General features: G+C 66.9%; 12 protein-coding genes. 1 reads left to right on the forward strand and 11 read right to left on the reverse strand.

Features of this window, described 5'->3' with window-relative positions; genetic code table 11:
• The coding region (locus tag NM961_RS12045; protein ID WP_255914630.1) for an SDR family NAD(P)-dependent oxidoreductase at positions 1 to 9,141 on the reverse strand (9,141 nt) is incomplete at its 3' end.
• A gap of 289 nt (positions 9,142 to 9,430) precedes the next feature.
• On the opposite strand from NM961_RS12045, the gene NM961_RS12050 reads away from it, so the two are divergent.
• Positions 9,431 to 9,604 (forward strand): hypothetical protein, encoded by a 174-nt coding sequence (locus NM961_RS12050; protein ID WP_255914632.1) that lies wholly within the window; start codon positions 9,431 to 9,433, stop codon positions 9,602 to 9,604.
• A 94-nt stretch (positions 9,605 to 9,698) separates the two neighbouring features.
• Here NM961_RS12050 and NM961_RS12055 read toward each other — a convergent pair whose 3' ends face one another.
• The 10 genes from NM961_RS12055 to fabD all read right to left on the reverse strand — a co-directional run bounded on the left by NM961_RS12055 (position 9,699) and on the right by fabD (position 20,276).
• The gene (locus NM961_RS12055; RefSeq protein WP_255914786.1) at positions 9,699 to 10,931 is read right to left on the reverse strand and encodes an ABC transporter permease; all 1,233 of its coding nucleotides are present in this window, start codon (positions 10,929 to 10,931) and stop codon (positions 9,699 to 9,701) included.
• 2 nt (positions 10,932 to 10,933) lie between these two features.
• Positions 10,934 to 11,707, reverse strand: a complete 774-nt coding sequence (locus NM961_RS12060; RefSeq protein ID WP_255914634.1) for an ABC transporter ATP-binding protein — start codon at positions 11,705 to 11,707, stop codon at positions 10,934 to 10,936.
• The gene (locus NM961_RS12065) at positions 11,704 to 12,909 is read right to left on the reverse strand and encodes an efflux RND transporter periplasmic adaptor subunit (RefSeq protein WP_255914635.1); all 1,206 of its coding nucleotides are present in this window, start codon (positions 12,907 to 12,909) and stop codon (positions 11,704 to 11,706) included. Before NM961_RS12065 ends, NM961_RS12060 begins: the two co-directional genes overlap by 4 nt.
• A 9-nt stretch (positions 12,910 to 12,918) precedes the next feature.
• Positions 12,919 to 13,632 (reverse strand): YIP1 family protein, encoded by a 714-nt coding sequence (locus NM961_RS12070; RefSeq protein WP_255914636.1) that lies wholly within the window; start codon positions 13,630 to 13,632, stop codon positions 12,919 to 12,921.
• 3 nt (positions 13,633 to 13,635) lie between these two features.
• On the reverse strand, positions 13,636 to 13,887 hold the full coding sequence (locus tag NM961_RS12075) for a hypothetical protein (protein WP_255914638.1): 252 nt from the start codon (positions 13,885 to 13,887) through the stop codon (positions 13,636 to 13,638).
• 54 nt (positions 13,888 to 13,941) lie between these two features.
• Positions 13,942 to 14,676, reverse strand: coding sequence for an SDR family NAD(P)-dependent oxidoreductase (locus NM961_RS12080; protein ID WP_255914639.1), 735 nt, complete (start codon positions 14,674 to 14,676; stop codon positions 13,942 to 13,944).
• Entirely contained in the window at positions 14,666 to 16,105 is a 1,440-nt protein-coding gene (locus NM961_RS12085; RefSeq protein WP_343231914.1) for a class I adenylate-forming enzyme family protein, read from the reverse strand. The genes NM961_RS12080 and NM961_RS12085 overlap by 11 nt, the downstream gene beginning before the upstream one ends.
• 55 nt (positions 16,106 to 16,160) lie before the next feature.
• Positions 16,161 to 17,084 (reverse strand): beta-ketoacyl-[acyl-carrier-protein] synthase family protein, encoded by a 924-nt coding sequence (locus NM961_RS12090; RefSeq protein WP_255914641.1) that lies wholly within the window; start codon positions 17,082 to 17,084, stop codon positions 16,161 to 16,163.
• Positions 17,085 to 17,108: 24 nt separating this feature from the next.
• Positions 17,109 to 18,686, reverse strand: a complete 1,578-nt coding sequence (locus tag NM961_RS12095) for a GMC oxidoreductase (protein ID WP_255914642.1) — start codon at positions 18,684 to 18,686, stop codon at positions 17,109 to 17,111.
• A 396-nt stretch (positions 18,687 to 19,082) separates the two neighbouring features.
• A complete protein-coding gene (fabD, locus tag NM961_RS12100; RefSeq protein WP_255914643.1) occupies positions 19,083 to 20,276 on the reverse strand; it encodes an ACP S-malonyltransferase in 1,194 nt (397 codons plus the stop codon).
• Positions 20,277 to 20,393: the final 117 nt, after the last annotated feature.

Here is a 20,393-nt window from a genome sequence, read left to right on the forward strand (position 1 = left end):
GCTGCCGCGAATCACCGCATGGATCGCATCGCCTTCCGCCTGCGCCTGCGACAGCCGCTTCACCACCACCGCCACCACCGCCTCGCCCGGCACCATGCCGTCCGCCTTGCGGTCGAACGCCTGACAGCGTCCGTTCGGCGACAGCATCCCCGCCTGGCTCATCGTCCAGTACGACTGCGGCCGCAGCAGCAGATTCACACCCGCCGCAATCGCCGTCTCGCACTCGCCCGTACGCAGCGCCTGACAGGCCTGGTGCAGCGCCACCAGACCCGACGAACACGCCGTGTTGATCGCCATGGTCGGACCGCTCAGGTTCAGCGCATAGCTCAACCGCGCCGCCAGGATGCCGTCGTGGTTGCTCGTCACCGCCCCTTCGCCGCCCACCAGCTCCTGGTAGTCGCCCTGCTCCACGCCCACGTACATGCCGATGCGCTGCCGCGCCAGCGCCTCCGCGCCGTAACCCGCATCCTCCAGCGCCCGCCACGCTTCCTGCAGCAACAGCCGCTGCCGCGGATCCATCAGCTCCGCTTCCCGCGGCGAGATCTCGAAGAACAGCGGATCGAACTCCGCCACACCCGGCAGCACACCCAGCCAACACCCTTCGCCGTCGCGCGAGGCCCCCGACCACGCATAACGCGCCGCCGGCATCGGCGTCACCACATCGCGGCCATCTGCCAGCACCTGCCAAAATTCCGCCACATCCCGCGCACCCGGGAAACGCCCGCTCAGGCCGATCAGCGCGATCGGTTCGGCAGCACCGGTCGCGACCGCCGTCGCCGCCGCGGTCGCCGCACGCCGCCGGCGACGCGGCGCACTGACCGGCGCAGCCTCGTCGCGGTCCTCGCCATAGAACGCCTGCAAGGCCGCGCTCTGCGTGGCCGCCAGATGCGCCGCCAGCTTGCCCAACGTCGCATGGCTGAAAAACAGCGACGGCGTGATCGTCAGCCCGTAGTAGCGGCTCAGCGCACTCGCATAACTGGCCAGCGTGATCGAATCAAACCCGAACCCGGCCAGGTTCTCCTGCGCATCCAGCTGCGCCCGCGGCACGTGCACGATCTCGCTCGCCTGCGCCGTCACATCCCACAGCACGCACTGCTCCAGGCTCAGACCGCGCAACTCCGCCCGCCGCACCGCACCCGCCGCCACGCCGGCCAGCCGCCGCAGCCGCGCCGCCTCGCCGCGCAACACCAGACACTGCGCCGCGTCGCTGGCCAGCACCTGCTCCAGCACGCCCAGGCCGACCGCCGTCTCCAGCACCTGCTGCCCGCTCGTCGCCAGGTACAGCTGTGTGGCTGCGGCTTCCTCCAGTCCCATGCCCCCCTCGGCCCACAGCGGCCATTGCACCGCCACCTGCCGCACGCCGTCCTGCCCGTTGCGCCAGCTCGCATACGCCGACTGGTAGCGGTTGCCGATCGCATAGTCGCAGGACCCGAAATCCCCCAGCACCGCCGAGGACGACGAGAAATAGCAGACAAAATCCACCGCCCTTCCCGCCAGCGCCGCCTGCAGCGCCCGCGTGCCGGCCAGCTTCGGCTTCAGCACCTGCGCAAACCCCGCCGCCGTCGCCTGCGGCAGCGGCGCACCGGCACCCAGGCCCGCCGCGTGGAACACGCCGTTCAACGACGGCAGCGCGCCGATCAGCGCGCGCACCGCGGCCGCGTCGCTGATGTCCAGCGCCACGTAGCGCACGGCCGTGGCGCCGGCCGCTTCCAACGCGCGCAGCGCGGCCGCGCGGCTCGCGTCCTCGGGCGAACGCCCCACCAGAATCAGTTCGGCGGCGTACTGCGTCGCCAGATACCGCGCCAGATGCAGACCCAGCCCGCCGGCACCGCCCGTAATCAGGTAGACGCCCTGGCGGCGCAGCGGCGAACGCCCTGCCGCCGGCGTCCACGCGCGCACCCGCGCCACCTGGCGCACGCCGCCTTCGTGACGCTCGCTCTCCAGCCGCACCGATTGCGTCGCCGACCACAGCCGCGCGATCCAGCGCGGCCAGTCCACCGCGGTGGATGTGTCGCGCGCGGCGATCACTGCCACGGCCGTATCCGGCTGCACGCGCGGCAGCGACCGTGCAAACCCCACCCACGCATCGGTCAGGCAGCGGGTGTCCTCATCGGCGTACGGCGCGGCGAGCACGAGGCGCGCGCCGGTCACGCCCGAAGCCGCGAGGGTCTGCAGCACCGCGGCGATCTCGCCCGTTCCCGGCAGACCCCCGTCCAGCGCGCCGAGGTACCACAGGGCGTCAATGCGCACGCCCTCGGCCTGCAGCGCCGCCAGCTGCGTGCGCAGCGCAGCCGTGTCGACGGCAACCGGCTCGCAGGTGAACCACCGCGCCTCGGCCGCATCGTGGCTGGCTGCCCCCATGACCGGCGGCACCACCACACCGACCACCCGCGTCTGCGGCGATACCGCCCGCACGGCCGCCTCGACCGCCGCGATCGACGCCGGCTGCGCCAGCACGCACACCAGCGTGCCCACCGGCCGCGGGGTCAGCGGTGCAACCGCCGCTTCGGCTTCCCAGTGCTCCTGGAACAGCGCCGTCGCTACCGCGGACGGTGCCGCATCGGGAACGGCGTCGTCCCACAGATCCTCGTCCGTCAGCAGCTCCGGCGTATCGGCCGCCCGCACCGGCAGCGCCAGCGGACTGCGCGCACCGAGCGCCTGCTCGCCGCGCACCGCGACCCAATGCCGCTCCGCCGCGAACGCATACGTCGGCAGGCTGATGCGGCGTCCCCGGGCCAGGCCCGGCAATCCGCTCCAGCGCACCGGCAGGCCTTTCACCCACAGCTCCAGCACCTTGCCGAACTTGCCCTTGGCCGCCCAGGCGGCCACGGTGCCGTCCATGTCCTCGTCCAGAACGCCGAGCACGTCCTTGTTGCGCTTGACCTGGCCGTGGTGCACGCCGGCCGCTTCGCCGTGGTCGCACCAGGCCGACAGCTGGCCGATCGCTTCCGACAGGCTGGTCGCGATCAGCCCCAGGCGTTCTTCCATCGCATCGCGCCCCACCTGCAAGGTGTAGGCGATATCCGCCAGGGCCGCGTCGTCGTGGCGGCCCGAACGCAGCTCGCGCAGCAGCTGCTGCGCCTGGGCTTGCAGCCGCTCCGGCGTGCGCGCCGACAGCACCAACAGCGTCACGCCGCCTGCCGCGGCCGCACGGGTATCGCGGTATTCCTCCAGCACCACATGCGCGTTCACCCCGCCGAAGCCGAACGAGCTGACGCCGGCGCGCCGCGGCAGCGCCTGGCCCCGGGCATCGTGCAGCACCGGCCAGGGCTGTGCCTCGCGCACCAGCCGGAACGGCGTGCCGTCCAGTTCGATGTACGGATTTATCTCGGCACAATGCAGGCTCGGCGCCAGCTGGCCGTGCTGCAACTGCAGCAGCACCTTGATCAGGCCGGCCGCGCCGGCCGCCAGTTCCAGGTGGCCGATATTCGTCTTGACCGAACCCAGCGCGCAGTGCGCCGCGGTAACGTCAGCGCTGCCGCTGTCCAGGTACAGCGAGGCAAACGCGCTCTTGAGCGCGTTGATCTCGATGGGATCGCCCAGCGGCGTGCCCGTGCCGTGGGCTTCGATATAGCCCACCGTGCGTACGTCGATGCCCGCGTCGCGGTAGGCCTGGCGCAGCAAATCCGCCTGCGCGCGCGGATTGGGCGCCGTCAGCGAATTGGCGCGGCCGCCATGGTTTTCCGCGCTGCCGCGGATCACCGCGTAGATGCGGTCGCCATTAGCCTGCGCCGCACTCAGCCGCTTGAGCAGCAGCACGCCCACGCCTTCGCCGCGCACATAACCGTTGGCCTGCGCCGAGAAGGTCTTGCAGCGGCCGTCCTCGCTCAGCATGCCGGCCTTGCTGAAGCTGATATGCAGCGTGGGTGTCAGCAACAGCTGCACACCGCCGACCAGGGCTTGTTCGCACTGCCCGGCGCGGATCGCCTGCACGGCGCGATGCACGGCGACCAGCGCGGATGAACACGCCGTCTCTATCGGTTCGCTGGGGCCGTGCAGATTGAGGAAATAGCTGATGCGGTTCGGCCCTACCGAAGGCACGGCCCCCGTGGACGAATAGCCTTCGATCATGAGTTCGGACTGCGCGATCAGCTCGCCGTAGCCGCTGCTCGCGGTGCCTATGAACACACCGGTCGCCGTGCCCGACAGGCTGCCCGGCGCGTGCCCGGCGTCTTCGATCGCGGCCCAGGCATGCTGCAGCAGCAGACGCTGGTGCGGGTCCATCAGCATCGCCTCGCGCGGCGAGATGCCGAAGAACAGCGGGTCGAATTCGTCCACGCCGGCGATGAAACCGCCCCACTTGGACTGGCTGCGGTTGGCTTGTGCCTGTGCGTCGCCGTAGATCGCCTGCCAGTCCCAGCGCGAGGACGGAATTTCTTCGATGCTGTCGCGACCGGAAATCAGGTTCTGCCAGAACGCCGCCAGATCGTCCGCCTGCGGGAAGCGGCCGCTCATCCCGACAATCGCGATGCCTTCGTGCTCGGCAGCGTGAGGCGCGGCGGCGGCCGGTGCCGCCGCGCTCAACGGCCAGCGGCTGCGGCGGCGCGGTCTGTCGGACAGCGCCGCCGTTGAAAAAACCGAAAGCGGTTCATCGGCGGCAGTGCTCGCATTCGCTGCATCGGCAGCCTGCACCGCGGCCGAGGCATCGTGCTCAGCCGGCGCGGCGACCTGCTCCGGCGGCGCGACCCAGCGCTGCGCCCAGCGCCCGCCGTCGATCCGGGCCAGATGCTGGGCCAGACTGCGCAGGCTCGGGTATTCAAAGAACACCGTCGGCATCAGGCTCAGGCCGAACTCGCCGTTGAGGCGGTTGGTCAGTGCGGTCAGGCTGATCGAATCGAAGCCGTATTCGCTCAGCTCCGCATCGGCATCGAGATCGCCGCGCGAAACACGCAGCAAGGCTGCCACTTCGTCGAACAGGCGGCCCAGCAGCCAGTCCGCGACCACGGCGGCGGGTGCCGCATCCGGCGCCGCTGCGGCGCTGGTTGCGGCAGCTGTTGCGGCGATTGCCGCAGCGGCGGCTACTGCGGGGCGTGCCTGGTCCGGCGCCTCGGCGCCCGCCGGCATTGCGCGTTTGCCGGCGGAACCCTCCGTCGCCGCGCCACGGAAGGCACCATCCCGCCAGCCCTTTACCGCCGCGCGCACCAGCACCTGCGCGGCACCGCTGGCCAGCGCCTGGTACAGCGCGACCCAGCCCTGGGCTGTAGAAAGACTCAGCGAACCGTGGCGTTCTTTCAGCAGGACCTGCGTCGCCGCATCGATGCGCATGCCGCCGTCGGCCCAGTACGGCCAGTTCACCGACACCGTACGGCCCCACCGTTCGCCGCGCGCCACGCGCTGCTGGCGCTGCTGCGCGAAGCCGTCCAGGTAACCATTGGCCGCGGCGTAGTCGGCCTGGCCCGCATTGCCCAGCGCCGACAGCGACGAGAACACCACGAACAGATCCAGGTCGACCGGGGCCGTCGCCGCATCCAGCGCCTCGACACCGGCGACCTTGGGCCGCAATACCTGCTGCCATTCCGCCGCGGTCTTCTTCAGCACGAAGCTGTCCTTGACCACACCGGCCGCGTGGATCACGCCGTGCAGCGCACCGTGTTCGGCGATCACCGCGGTCACCAGTGCCTGCACGGCCGCCGCATCGCCGACATCGACCGCGTGGTAGCGCACCGTCGCCGCGGGAATCGCCGCGCTCAACGCCGCCTGTGCCGCCGCATCCAGCATCGAGCGGCCGGCCAGCACCAGGGTCACGCCTTCGGCCTGCTGCGCGATTTCCTGCGCGAGCAAGCGGCCCAGGCCACCGGCACCGCCGGTAATCAGATACACACCGCCGGTTTTCCACGGCGTTGCCGCCGGCAGAGCCGGGGTAGTCGGCAGATCGCGCAGGACACGCTGCTGCACGGCACCGTCCGCCCAGCGCAACTCCACCGCGTAATGCGCCGCCGCATCCTGCAGCGCCGCGGCCACCTCGGCCGGTTCCAGCGACGCCACTTCGATCACCTGACCGCGCACCTGTGCGTGTTCTTCCTGCACCGTGCGCAGCAAGCCCGCCACGCCCAGCGCGGGCGCCGCTGCACCCGACAGCACCACCTGCAGCCGCAGCGGCACGCGCTCGCGCACCGCCGCCTGCGCCGCCGCGAACACGGCCAGCGCCACGTCTCCGAACGCCTGCGCCGCGCCGCCTTCCGTCGCCACGGCGGCGCAGTCCACATCGCCCAGTGCGGCCGATACCGCGGCCGCCTGCACCGCTGTCGCACCGACCAGCAGCACCTGCCGGCGGCCAGCGGCCTGATCCAGCGGCGCGGCAGCGGCGGCCGCCCACTGCGGCTGCTGGAGAACTATCTCGACTTCATCCACAGCAGGAGAAGATATGGACAAGGCGCGTTCCGCCGCATTGTCCATATGCGGCGATTCCGCCAACACCCGCGCCGTGAATCCGCCGAAGCGCACACAGACACGTCCTGAGTCGTCGCAGATGTCCACGTCCAGCACTTGCAGCACGGGGCTGCGGCGGCGCACATGCACGCAAGCCCAGGCCTGCGCCGGGCACGGCTGCAGGATGTCGACTGTTTCCACCGCGAACGGCAACGGCGGCCGGTCGGCCACGGCGCCGGGCTGGCTGACCGACCACAGCATGCCGGCCTGCAGGGCGGCGTCCATCAGGCTGGGATGCAGGACAAATGCATCCTTGTCCGCGGCGACAGCCGCAGGGATGCCTATGCGGGCGATCGCGCAGTGGGCGCCGAGCCAGACCTGCTCCAGGCCGCTGAAGGCCGCGCCGTAGGCGAAGCCGAGCTGGCGGAAACGCGCGTAGCAATCGGCGGCGGAAAAGACCGCCTGCCCGCACTGCGCACGCTGTCGGGCCAGGTCGATATCGGCAACGGCCGCCACATCGAGCGCGAGCACGCGCCCCTCGCAGTGCAGGATGCCGTCGGTGTCATCGCCGTCGCCGCCGGCAACCTCGAAGCTGAGTTCTGTTTCGTCTTCCGGGAACAGGGCCAGGCGCACGGCCGTTGCTTCGGAACCGACCGCGAGCGGCCGCGACCAGACCACGCGCCGCAAGGCCAGCCCGCGGCCGTCGCCGGCGCGCAGGCGCAGTACCCGCTGCGCCGCGGCACGGACCATTTCCAGGTAGGCGACACCGGGCAGGATGCGCTGCCGGCCGACGACGTGGTCGCGCAGGAAGAATTCATCGCCGTGGAAGCGGCTGCCGAACACCAGCCCGGCGATATCGGACAGGTTTTCCTGCAGCAACGGATGCAGCACGGCGGCGCCCGGCGGCGGCACCGGAGCAAGGACCGGGACGGCGGCTTTTGCCGGCGCGACCTGCAGCGGGAAGCGGCGCCGCTCAAACGGATAGGTTGGCAGGCGGATGCGGCGGCCGTTCCAGGCCGCGGAGAGTTCCGCCAGCGGCAGTTCCAGGCCGCGGCAGAACAGGTCGGCCAGCGCGACCAGCTTCTGCTTGTAGTCGGCCTCGGCCAACGGCGGCGTGCGCGCCAGCTGCTGCAGCAGATAATCGAGGAATTCGCGCAAGCCGACGCTGGCATCGCTGCCCCGGCGTGCTTCGGCGGCGACGAAGCAGTCGTCCGCGCGGCGTTTCTCCAGCAGCCGCGCGAGCTTGGCGCGCAGGTCCTGCGCATCGCGCACGACCAGCGCAATGCGCAGGGCAAAGCGGCTGCGCCCGCGGGCGAGCGTGAAGGCCAGGTCGGCCAGGTTCGGATCCGGCGTCGCCGCGCTCCATTCGGCGAGCTGGCTGACCTTGCGCCACAACGCGCCCTCGCTGCGCGCGCTGAGCAGCAGCAGATGCCAGGGCTGTGCCGCCGCCGGCGCGGCCGGCCGCGGCGGCGCTTCTTCCAGGATCAGGAAGGCGTTGGTGCCGCCTATGCCCAGGCAGTTGACCGCGGCGCGGCGCGGCTGCGTGCCGCGCTGCCAGTCCAGCGGCGCCGTGTTGATGAAAAACGGACTGGTAGAAAAGTCGATCTTGGGGTTCGGGCTGCTGAAGTTGATGCACGGCGCTATGGTCGCGTGGTGCAGGGTCAGCGTGGCCTTTATCAGGCTGGCGATGCCGGCGGCGATGTCGAGATGGCCGATGTTGTTCTTGAGCGAGCCCAGCGCGCAGCTGCCCTGCTGCGGATCGTGCTCGCGGAACACGCGCGACAGGGCCAGCACCTCGATCGGATCGCCCATGGCGGTGCCGGTGCCGTGGGATTCGATATAGCCCAGGCTGGCCGGCGACACGCCGGCCGCAGCGAAGGCGCTGCGCATGCAGTCGATCTGGCCCTCGACGCGCGTGGCCATGAAGCTCATCTTGTTGCTGCCATCGTTGTTGATGGCGGAGCCCTTGATGACGGCGTAGATCGCGTCCGCATCCGCCAGCGCGTCGGCCAGAGGCTTGAGCAGCACGAAGCCCACGCCGCTGCCGAACACGACGCCGTTGGCCTGGGCATCGAATGCGCGCACGTGGCCGTCGGAGGAATAGATGTTGCCGCTTTCGTACAGATAGCCGACCCGGTGCGGAATGCGCACGCTGACCGCACCCGCCAGCGCCATGCCGCATTCGCCGCGGTGCAGGCTCTGGCAGGCCAGGTGTACGGCGACGAGGGCGGTGGAACAGGCCGTCTGCACGGCGACGCTGGGACCGCGCAGGTTGAGCTTGTAGGAGACGCGGGTCGGCGCGAAATCCTTGTCGTTGCCCAGGTGCCAGCTGCCGCCGGTCTTGCCGATGACGTCGTCGAAGTCGGCAGAGCGCGAGACCAGGTGGCTGGAGACCACGCCGCCGCTGCCGGCGAACACGCCGACCTTGGCCTCGCAGGCATCCGGCGCGTAGCCGGCGTCTTCCAGCGCGCTCCAGGCGGCTTCGAGCAGCAGGCGGTGCTGCGGGTCCATGATTTCCGCATCCTTGGCCTGGATGCCGAAGAACACGGTGTCGAAGCAGTCGTAGTCGGCCAGCACCGGCGCGGCGGGCACGTAGTTGGGATCGCGCAGCAGCTCTTCGCTGACGCCTTCGGCGCGCAGTTCGTCCGCGCTGAAAAAGCTGATGCTGCAGCGGCCGGCCAGCAGGTTGTGCCAGAACTCCTGCGTGGAACGGGCGCCGGGGAAGCGTCCCGCCATGCCGATGATCGCGATGTCGCCCTGCCTGATGTCCATGCCCGCGCCCCGGATGAGCCTGTTTTACGATGAGATCGCGCGCCGCGCCGCGACGCAGGGCATCGCTGCGGACACGGCGATACGGTTCGGCCGACTGCAGGCCGGCTGCCCCGCCGGACCGCCATCGCAGACCGGACATTCGTAGGCATTGGGCACACGACCGCACGCATTCACGCCGCGGCCTGCACCCGCCATGGCGCGCCGCGCGCCGCGACAGCGCCGACTCCGGCGCCGCTCGCGCCGTTCCCCTGTTCCTGCCAAGTCCGCCAACCCGCGCCCCCGATTGCCCATGGTCAGTCCCACCGCCAGCCACCTGCCGGAACAGGCGGCGACCGGCGTGATCGTGCCAGCCAGGCGCCTGAAAAAAGGCCGCACGCGCTACCTGCGCAACATGCAGCGAATGCCAACATTCCGCAACCTGTACAGGCGATTTCCAGGCCTGCAGCACGACCTTGCCCGATGATGCCACGACAAGGTCAACACTCGCCTACACGCCGGTGGCAACACGCAGCTGCCTGCGCACAGGCCGCACGGGACCGCGCCGCCCGGGCGCCGGATCACTCGTAGCGCAGCGCGACGATAGGATCGAGGTTGGCCGCCTTTGCCGCCGGCAGCATGCCGAACACCACGCCGACGACGCTGACGAATCCGAAGGCCAGGCCGATAGCCCAGGCCGGCACGCCGCTGAGCGGGAAGTTCATCGCATGGGCTGCGGCCGTGCCTATGCCGTAGCCGAGCAGGATGCCGATGAGTCCGCCAAGCAGGCACAGGATCAGGGCTTCCAGCAGGAATTGCAGCAGGATGTGGTGGCGCTTGGCGCCGATGGCCTTGCAGATGCCGATTTCGCGCGTGCGCTCGTTCACCGAGACCAGCATGATGTTCATGATGCCGATGCCGCCGACCAGCAGCGAAATGCTGACCATGCCGATCGTGAAATAGGTGATGGCGTTGATGAAATCCGAGAAGCTGGACAGCAGCTGCTCCGGGCTCTGGATCTTGAAATCGTCTTCCTGGTTGTCTTCCAGCTTGTGCGAGGCGCGCAGCAGCCGGGTGATTCTCTGGCGTATCTCACCGGCGGCGGTCAGGTCCTCCACCGTGAGCAGGATCTGGATATCGGACTGGTTCTGGTTGCCGATCAGGCTCTGCATGGTGTCGTAAGGCAGCAGGACGTAGTCGTCCTGGCTCACGCCGAAGGCGTCGCCCTTGGGCTCCATCAGGCCGACGATCTTCACCCACTCGCCGTTGATCTCGATGTATTCGCCGACCGGGTTGGCCGGCATGCCCATCTTCTGGCGCACTTCCTCGCCGACCACGGCGACGCGGCGGCGGGTGCGGTTGTCGCTGTCGGTCAGGAAGCGCCCGTGTACCGGCACCATCTGCGACAGCTTCTGGTAGGTGTAGGTGGTGCCCAGCACGCGGCTGTAGCCCTTCTTCGACGAATAGCTCAGCGCCGACATCGAGCTTGCGTTCGCCACCGAGATCAGTACCGGCGTGATCGCCGAGATGCCGCCGACCTTTTCCCGGATCAGATTCAGGTCTTCCGGATTCAGGCGCGCGAACTGGCCGCTGAGCTGCTTTTCGTTCGAGGTGAACGAGGTGATGGCGAGGTTGTTCGTGCCCAGGCCCTGGAACAGCCGCGTGACGCTGCCGCTGAGCCCCTGGATCACGCAGACCAGCGCAATGATGGACGCGACGCCGACGATGATGCCCAGGCTGGTCAGGAACGCGCGGAAACGATGTGCATTGATCGAGTTCAGCGCGGCGCGGATGCTTTCGACGAGGATGAACATGCTCAATGGGCGTTCTGGTAGTCCTGCACGATCCGGCCATCCTTGAGCTGGATGACGCGGTGGCAGTGGGCGGCGATGTCCGGCTCGTGGGTGACCACGATGATGGTCTGGCCGGCTTTGTGCAGCTCGTCGAACAGCTGCATGATCTGGTCGGCGGTGGACGAATCCAGATTGCCGGTGGGTTCGTCGGCAAGCAGGATCGACGGCGTGGTGACCAGCGCGCGCGCGATCGCGACGCGCTGGCGCTGGCCGCCGGACAGCTGGTTGGGCATGTGCTGCAGGCGGGCGCCCAGGCCTACGCGCTCCAGTGCCTGGGTGGCCAGGCGCTTGCGCTCGGCATGCACCACGCCGCGGTAGAGCAGCGGCTGCATCACGTTGCCCAGCGAACTGATGCGCGGGATCAGGTTGAAGCTCTGGAAGATGAAGCCGATCTCGCGATTGCGGATCTCGGCCAGCTCGTTCTGGTTGAGGCCGGTCACGTCGGCGCCGTTGAGCAGGTAGCGGCCGTCGCAGGGCCGGTCCAGGCAGCCCAGAATGTTCATCATGGTCGACTTGCCGGAGCCCGAGGCGCCGGTCACCGCGACGTATTCGTTCTGGCGTATGCGCAGATCCACCGCATCGAGCGCGCGCAATTCCTCGCCGCCCATGACGAAGCGCTTGACGACCCGGTCCAGCACGATGACGTCCTTGCGGCCCGCCTGCGGCGGCCTGTCGGCGCCCCGGGGTGTGTCCGGCGCGGGCGCGTCCGGCACGGCGGCATGACGCTCGGGATTCATCCGGAAACCGGCGCTGCCGCGGGCGCGGCCGGACGCTCCGGCGCGATGGCCTTGACCGGATCGCCCTGGCGCAGGCTCTGCAGCACCTTGTCCGGGCCGGTGATGATCTGCTCGCCGGCGCTGGCGCCCTTGGTGATCTCGTAATAGTTGTCGTCGGAAATGCCGGTCTCGACCGCGACCTTGGTCGCGACGCCGCCGCGGTTGACGAAGACGTGATGGCTGGACTTGTTGCTCTTGCTGTCGGACTCGACCAGCACGGCCTGGATAGGCGCGGCCAGCACCTCGCTCTTGCTGCGGGTGAAGATTTCCGCGCGGCAAGACATGCCGGGCTTGAGGTCGACCGTGGTATTGCTGCGGTCCAGGCGGATCTTCACCGCGAAGCTCAGACCCTGGCGGCCTTCCGCCACCTTGGCCGAGGTGGCCATGGATTCGATCTGGCCTTTGATCGGGCTGTTGCGGTAGGCGACGGCGACGACTTCAGCCTCGTCGCCGACCTTGACGTTGCCGATGTCGGCTTCGTCGACGTTGACCTCGGTGTAGATGCTGTCCGGGTTGGAGATCACCATGAGGGTGGAACCCGGGATGCCGCCGGCGCTGGGGATCGCCGTCTCGCCGACGCGCAGGTCCACCGAGGTGACCACGCCGTCGATCGGCGAATAGATCCGCGTCTTGCCGAGCTGGCGCTCGACCTGGGCGTACTGGGCGCGCGCCTGCAGCAGCGCCGCGTTCGCCGCACGCAGCTCGACCTGGGCCAGGTTGCGGGCCAGCTCGCTTTTCTCGTAGGCATCCTTGGCGACCAGCTTGGCCTCGATCAGGCGCTTGCTGCGCTCCCATTCGCGCTGTGCGTTCTGCACGTTGAACTTGGCGCGCTCGATATCGGATTCGCGCTGGCGCACCAGGGCCAGGCTCTGTTCCACTGCCGCGGCGTATTCCTCGTCGCGCAGCTCCATCACCAGCTGGCCCTTGGTCACGCGGCCGCCTTCGGTGGCATGGACGGTGCGCACCATGCCGACGATTTCGGAGGTCAGGCTGACCCGCTCGTCATAGGTGATCTTGCCCGAGGCCAGGATCGACGAGCGGATCGAATGCAGCGCAAGTTCCTGCACCTGCACGCCGACAGCATCGCGCCGCCCCAACCGGGTCATGAGACTGGCCAGTACAACCAGGGCGACTATGCCCAGCAGAACGAGCGCTTTCTTCATGGGCCGTGGCTACTTGAACAGTGCCCAGGCGATCCAGGCTCCGTAGATGATGGCAACAGGACTCAGCACGACCACGGCGGAGCTGACCCAGGAACGGCCGGTCCAGAGCTGGTAGCCGATGACGAGCAGCACCCAGGACCAGATGATGGTCAGGTCCAGGCCATCCGCCAGTCCCTTGAAGTTGCTTTCGCTGCCGACATGGAAGAACAGGTTGTTCAGGGTCAGCGGATTGAGCTTGTCCGGCGCAACCTGGTTGGTGCCGCCGACGACGAAGTTCACCGCCATCGCCAGCACCGTGACCAGGGCCGGCATCAGCGACCACACTGCCAGCGAGAACCAGTGCTTGAAGCGGTACTTGTCGTCGAACACCGCGCCGACGATCAGCAGGTATACCGCCAGCAGCAGCGAAATGCCGATCTGGATGACGCCGACCGAAGCGGTGGAAAGAAAGATGAAGGCGCCGGGACGCATGGCCGAAATGGCCTGGCCGGTGGCCTCGCGCTGCTCCGGCGCGACCTTGGCGGTTTCCTGCGCGACCAGCTGCGCCTTCATCCAGGCGAAGTCGACCGCATTGAAGTACCAGAACCACCAGCATACCCACACGACGAACATGACCAGCAGCGGCAGGAAGATCATCGGCCGCTCGCGCAGGTTGCGGAACGCGGCGGCCGGCGCCGCGAAGATGTTGAGCAGGTTGGAAGCGGCTTCGCTGGTATAGCTCATGGCTCAGCCCGCACCGGCATAGGCGTTGCAGAGGTCACCGACGGTGCGCACGTTCGTGATGGGCAGTTCGCCGCTGGCGAACGGATCGACGTCCAGCTCGATTTCGAGGATGGCGAGGATGCGGGCGATGTGCAGCGAGCGGAAGCCAAGTTCGTCGACGAGGCTCTTGTCGTCGGACAGCGGCGGCAGTTCGAGATGTTCGTCCTCGGCCACGCGCTTCAATGTATCGTAGATGACATCCCGGTGATCAGCCATTTCGCATGTCCCTGTATACAAAAGTGTTCATGAAGCGCACGCGGGCGGGAGAGCCTAGCACGAAAAGCCACCATCGACGACTAGGGTCTGGCCGGTGATGGAGCGCGTGGAAATCAGGAATCCGACGGTCGCGACAAGGTCTTCGATACTGCACAGCCGGCGCATCGGCGTACGCCGGATGATGCGCGCGCGCTGGGCGTCGCTGAGGTGTTCGACCATGTCGCTGTCGAAGAAGCCCGGCGCGATGGCGTTGACGCTGATGCCTTGGGGACCGACCTCGCGGGCCAGGCTCTTGGTGAAGCCGATCAGGGCGGCCTTGGTCGCGCTGTAGACCGACAGCCCGTTGTGTCCGAGCACGGCGTTGACCGAGGAAATATTGATGATGCTGCCGCGCCGCGCGCTGAGCATGCCCTTGAGACTGGCCCGGGTCAGCACGATGGCCGACTCCAGGTTCAGGGTCAGCGCCGCACTGATGTCCTTCTCCGGCGTCATCGTCAGCAGGCCTTCGATGCCGGTGCCGGCATTGTTGACCAGGGTGTCGATACGGCCGTAGCGGCGGATCACGTTCATGGCGAACTTGCGCACGGCGGCGAGGTCACGTCCGTCGACCGCCTCCCAGTAGAAACGGTCGCCGGACGGATCCTCGGCCCGGCGCCGTTCCACCCACGCGCCCGGACTGCGGCTGTAGGTGGCGACGATGTCGCCGGCGGCGAGCCGCGCTTCGACCAGGGCCTGGCCGAAGCCGCGGCTGCCGCCGCTGATCAGCGCAACCGGCGCCTCAGGCGACATTGGCTTCAGCCGCCGGCGCGGCTGCCGCAGCAGTACCGCTGCGCTTGCGCATCTTCTTGAAGCGCGAGCTGTGCATGGTTTCGTAGGTGACCTTGATCGCCGCCGGCACCTTGAACGCCGGCAGGTGCTGCTGGCAGTGGCGGCGCACGCGGCGCTCCACCGCAGCCGCCTCTTCCGGCGACTTCAGCAGCACGGTGGCGATGACCAGCTGGCCCGTGACGGCGCTCTTCTTGCCGCTCACCACCACGTCGCCGATGTTGCTGACGCCGAGGATGATGTTCTCGATCTCGGTCGGATAGACCTTCTCGCCGCCGACGTTGATGATCTCGGAATCGCGGCCGAGGATACGCATGAAGCCGTCGCGCATCTCGACACGGTCGCCGGTGTTGAGCCAGCCCTCCTCGCAGAACGGCGAGGGAGCGTTGAGATAGCCCAGCATGGCCGAGTCGGAACGGATGTGCAGGATGCCGTCGACCACCTTGGTCTCGTAGTTCTCGCCGCCGACCTTCATGAACAGCGAGCCCTGGCCTTCGGACTGGGTCGGCAGTATGCCCGCTTCGGTCAGGCCGTAGGTCTGCTTGCAGCGCACGTTCGGCAGGGCGATGTTCAATGCGCTCAGCGTGGCCGGCAGCATCGGTTCGGTGCCGTAGGTGACCATGCGCAGCGAGGACAGATCGTACTGACGGTACAGCTCGGAGATCAGCACCATGTTGAGGAACGTCGGCGTGGTCGGCAGCAGTTCGACCTTATGCTGCTCGATCGCCCGGCAGACGGTGTCGACGGAACGGTCCGGCACGAACACGGCGGTGCCGCCATGGCAGAGCGTGTGCAGCAGGGTATTCATGCCGCCGATGTGATCGAACATCAGGAAGATCAGCGCACGGAACGAACGACGGTCCTTGCGGGTGACATTGGAGATCAGGCGGGAGAAGCGGTGCACCGAGGCCTTGTTCTTGCCGGTCGAGCCGGAGGTGAACAGGATCAGGCCGGCTTCCGGCACGTCGCCGCGCAGCTGGTCCAGCAGCGGGTGCGCACGGCCGTGGCCACACGCGGAGAATTGCGCTTCGCCAGCGGCGTCGAATTCGATCAGGTAATCGACACAGGCGGCTTCCAGCGCCTCGCCGCGATCGACGTCGTTGGCGGAAAGAAACGGCACCACGATACAGGCATGCTGAACCAGGGCAATGACCAGGGCGATCATGTCAATGGAGATCGTTCCGGCCATCGCGACGCAGTCACCCGGCTGAAGGCCCTTCTGCTGCAGGTATGCGCTCCAGCTGTCGACCGTTTCGGCCAGCTCCGCATAGCTGAAAGTCTTGTCGTCACAAACAACTGCAAGGTCATCCTGACGTCCGCGCCACTGCTGAACAAAGTGCGAAAAACTCACGAAAAAGCCTCCCACGTTGAATTCAAACCAGTCGAAATGCACGGCCAGCTGGCGCAGCCCGTCGGGCTGACCCGCTGCTGGTCGAAACGCCTGTTACCTACCGCTTCTGGAGCATGATCAGGCCGAAGTGGCCATGGGCCGTCGATGCAAGCATTGATGTGCCTACATCGGCGTTCTCGGGCTGCGAATAGAAGTCGACCAGATTGATGATCGGATCCGCAGCGTAGCAATGCCCATAGCGAGCGGTGTTGCCCTGATAGGCAAGCAGGCCGTCGACAGGCATGACTGACAATTCAATCTCTTGGATAGGAATGAAGATGTTGCTGCCGAAAAACGCCGTGGTCTTCGCCAGCTCCGCCAATCCTTCGCGCTTGAGTTCATCGAAAACGGAATAGATCAGCTGACACTTCTCCTGGAAATTCGCGCCGCCGTTCTGCAGGGACGACGGGCAAGACATCACTTTCACGGCACGGATCGAGTAATCCGCCGCATCCGACCGCATGACGACAAAACTGCACGAACCGTCGCTGAGGACGCCGTAACGCTGGAAGCGCTCGACATCGCGTTCGATCTTGTCGACGGTCACCACCAGAACCGTGCGACTGGTGCCGCTCTCCACCAGGGCATTGGCCAGCTTCGCCGCCGAGAACAGCGAGGCACAACCCGCCCCGCCGACCCAGCTGACGAAGGTGTAGCCCAGCCCCAGCGTCGTGGTCAGCTCTCCCAGATAGCGATTCTGCGCGTGATAGTTGAAGCCACCGTTACAGCAAAGCACCAGCGCATCGACTTGCGTCGGCTGCAGGCCTGCCTTGTCCAGCGTTGCACGCACCGAATCGCACGCGAGCGCGGCCGCGCTCCTGTCCGATTTGCGATACGTGTCCCAACCCCACAGCTCCTTGACATCGGGCATTGCGAATTCATTGAGAACGGCGACCTTGTTGCTCAGCGTGTCGACGTCACCCTCGATTTCACCTACCACATAGCTCGGCGCCAGCAAACCAACACCACCCCGCATACGCATCCCACTCCTGCACCATTCGACTGCTCAGTACGCCGTGCTTCGCAACCACCGCGCCGCATAACTACTGCTTCGCCGCGCCAATGCCATCATTGTCAATGTCGGGTTCTGGAATGCCGATGTGGTCCAGCAGGCTCCGTCGGGGACGAACAGGTTCGGTAAATCCCAGCTTTGGGCGTAGGCGTTACAGAACGAACTCGCCGCTTCCTTCCCCATACGTGCAGTGCCGACCTCATGGATCATCGAACCTGGCAATCCGCCGACAGGCGGCAGCGCCAGTGTCATTCCAGCCGCCCGCGCCACCTCGACCAGGGTCGATTTCTGGTGCGCTTGCATCCGTTTTTCGTTGTCGCGCAGGGAACACTCGATCCGGGGCACAGGCAGCCCCCAGCGATCCACTTTCGCCGGATCCAGCGTTATCCGATTGTCGGCATAGGGCAGCATTTCGCCGACTGCGACCAGCAGCGCATTCGCGCCATTTCCCGCAGGCCGCCCCAGGGCGGCCCAGACACTGTAGCTGCGCAGGAAATCCGGTCGACCACAAGCGCGCTCGAAACGCGGCAGGAGCAGACCGTTGGCTCCCGCATGAAACGTCGATTCATCGCTGCCGCCCCCGGTCGGCACCGACCCGACGGCAAAACTGGCGGTGTGGTCCATCAGGAAGCGTCCGAGCGCTCCTGAGGAATTTCCCAGGCCTTCGGCGTGCCGCCGCGGGCTGCGGGAGTTGAGCAGAATGCGCGTCGATTCCACGGTCGACGCACACAACATCACCGCCTTGGCCCGGATCCGCGATTCGCGGCCAGTTGCGGCATCGATATATCCGACTGTCTCAACTCGCGCACCCGCCTGGTCGGTATCGATATGGGATACGACGGCGTTGTAGACAATCTTCAGACGACCGCTGGCCAAAGCGGCCGGCAAGGTGGATCCCAGACTCGATGAGCGCGGCCATTTGCCGGCACCGGGAAATTCGCAGCGCTCGCTGCTCGCCACCCGGCCCGCTATGGCCTTGCGTCCCCACCGTTGCTGCACTGCCTGGACCAGACCCCGCTCCGCATCGCTGAGTACAGCAGCGGAATGAACGATCTGATCCGGAATCTCGGCGATGCCGTCACGACTGCCGCTGAGCGCATGGAAGCGCTCCACCTCGTCGTAGTCAGCTGCCAGATCTGTATAACGAACGGGCCAGCGCATTCCGAACCCATCGAGATCCGGCGCAGCGAACTCACGTTCGCTTATTCGCCAGCTCTGCCCCGCCCAGAGATTGCTTCTGCCGCCGGCGCTGCGTGATCGCAGCCACACGAAGGGAGAACCATCTCCGGAAAGATACGGGTTCTCTACATCGTCGACCCACAAATGACTGTTGGATGTGCGGTAAGCAGGCTCGGTCTGCTGGACAAATTGCCGACCGTTCGGACTGGGCGCGCTTTCCAAGCGGCTGCCAGGTTCATACCACCAGTCCGCCGGACAATCCTGCGCCCTCGGTTGGGCGCCGGCCTCCAGCAGTATTACGTCTATGCCCGCTTCAACCAGCGTTTTGCATGCCCAGCCTCCCGTCGCCCCCGACCCAACGACTACGATTTCGGTATCGAATTCATGTTTCAACGGCAACACCGCAGGGACACGATGCTGTCCCTCCCCCTTGAAACTGCGGACATGAAAACCCCTGTGGCGGGAGTACCTCACAGTATACCGTCGCACAAACAAATTTCGTCAAGTAACCCACATTTTCGAAAAACAGGGGTTGACAGACGATTTCACATCCATGAATAAACGAAGTTGTAATTCTTACCGTGGAATTACTGAGCAGTGACTCAAGTTCTTGCAGGCTCCCGCGCAAGCGTCCCACGCCCTGCGACACCGCAGAAAAGAATACCGTACAGGACCCGCAGAACCCGGACCGACCGCCCGAAAGCACTAACTGCCTCACAAAATTCCGAGGCAGGTTCCTCTGCTTAGCCTTCGTCTCACACGCTACTCGTAATCACAAAGACCAACGGCTCACGTGTTACCGGCTGCAGCGCGAATTTCCTTGACCATCTTGGTCAGGATCGTGCTGCCGACCTCAACAAATTCGACCTCGCCTGCCTTGAGCACTTCGCTGATGCTGGCCGTCCAGAGCACGGGGCTGGCGATCTGGGACGCCAGGGTCGCGGCGATCGAGTCGGCCTCGTACGGGCGCGCGGTTGCATTGGCGATGACGGTTGCGCGCGGCGGCCGCAGGGTGAAGCCGTTCAGGAACGTGGCGAACTCGTTCTGCGCATCGCGCATGTAGCGCGAATGGAAAGCCGCGCTGACCTTGAGCGGCATGGCGAGGATCTTTTCCTTGCCGAGAATCTCCACCGCGCGGCCCATCGCATCGGCGGGGCCGGAGATGACCGTCTGCGTCGGCGTATTGAAGTTGGCCAGGTCGATCGCGTCGAGGCCGTTCGCCGCGAGCACCTGGCGGATGCGTTCGGCATCCACGCGCACGACCGCCGCCATGGCGCCGCCACTGGCGGCAGCCATGAGTTCGCCGCGCTTCATGACCAGGCGCAGGCCGGTCTCGAAATCGAACACATCCGCAGCGAGCAGGGCGTTGTATTCGCCCAGGCTGTGTCCGAGGTAGAACGCCGCGTCGGCGCTGGGATCGTTGGCGTCGCGGCGCTGGAAATAGCCGAGCGCACCGACCACGTACAGCGCCGGCTGTGTGAACTGGGTCAGATTGAGCTGTTCCTTCGGGTCGTCCAGGCACAGCGTCTGTATGGAATAGCCGAGGATCTCGCTGGCCTTGCGCGTTTCTTCCGGATACGCCTCGAACAGCGCCTTGCCCATGCCTTTGCTCTGCGCACCCTGCCCCGGAAAAAGCAGGGCGATGCGCTTGGCGGAGGCAGCGGCCGCGGGAGCCGGACTTGCAGCCGGAGCCGCCACCGCCGGCGCGGCGGGTGCGGCGGGTGCGGCGGGTGCGGCGGGTGCGGCGGCAGGAGCAGCGGCGGACGCCGCTTCATTCACCGGACGGACCTCGGCCAGATCGAAATAGCCGTTGAAGCCTTCCAGGTAGATCACGGCCTTCTGGTCGAAGAGGGTCATCGCCTCGGTCCGTGTCTTGAGCACCCGGTCCGGGTACAGCTGGCTGTTGACCGCGGTGCCGACCGGGTGCTGCCGGTTCCAGGCGCCGATCTCTGCCAGCAGCTTCTCGTGCGATGCCGTCTTCATGCTCCCCTCCTCAACCTCGGAAAATTACGTAATCAGCGGCCGGGGCGATGATTCCGCGCACCGGACGACGCCACCGGATTGTTCGTCGAACAATCGCAAAACTGCGAAGACCGATCA

Origin of the sequence: Tahibacter harae (assembly GCF_024437735.1) — a bacterium.
In the GTDB taxonomy this organism is placed as follows: Bacteria; Pseudomonadota; Gammaproteobacteria; order Xanthomonadales; family Rhodanobacteraceae; genus Tahibacter; species Tahibacter harae.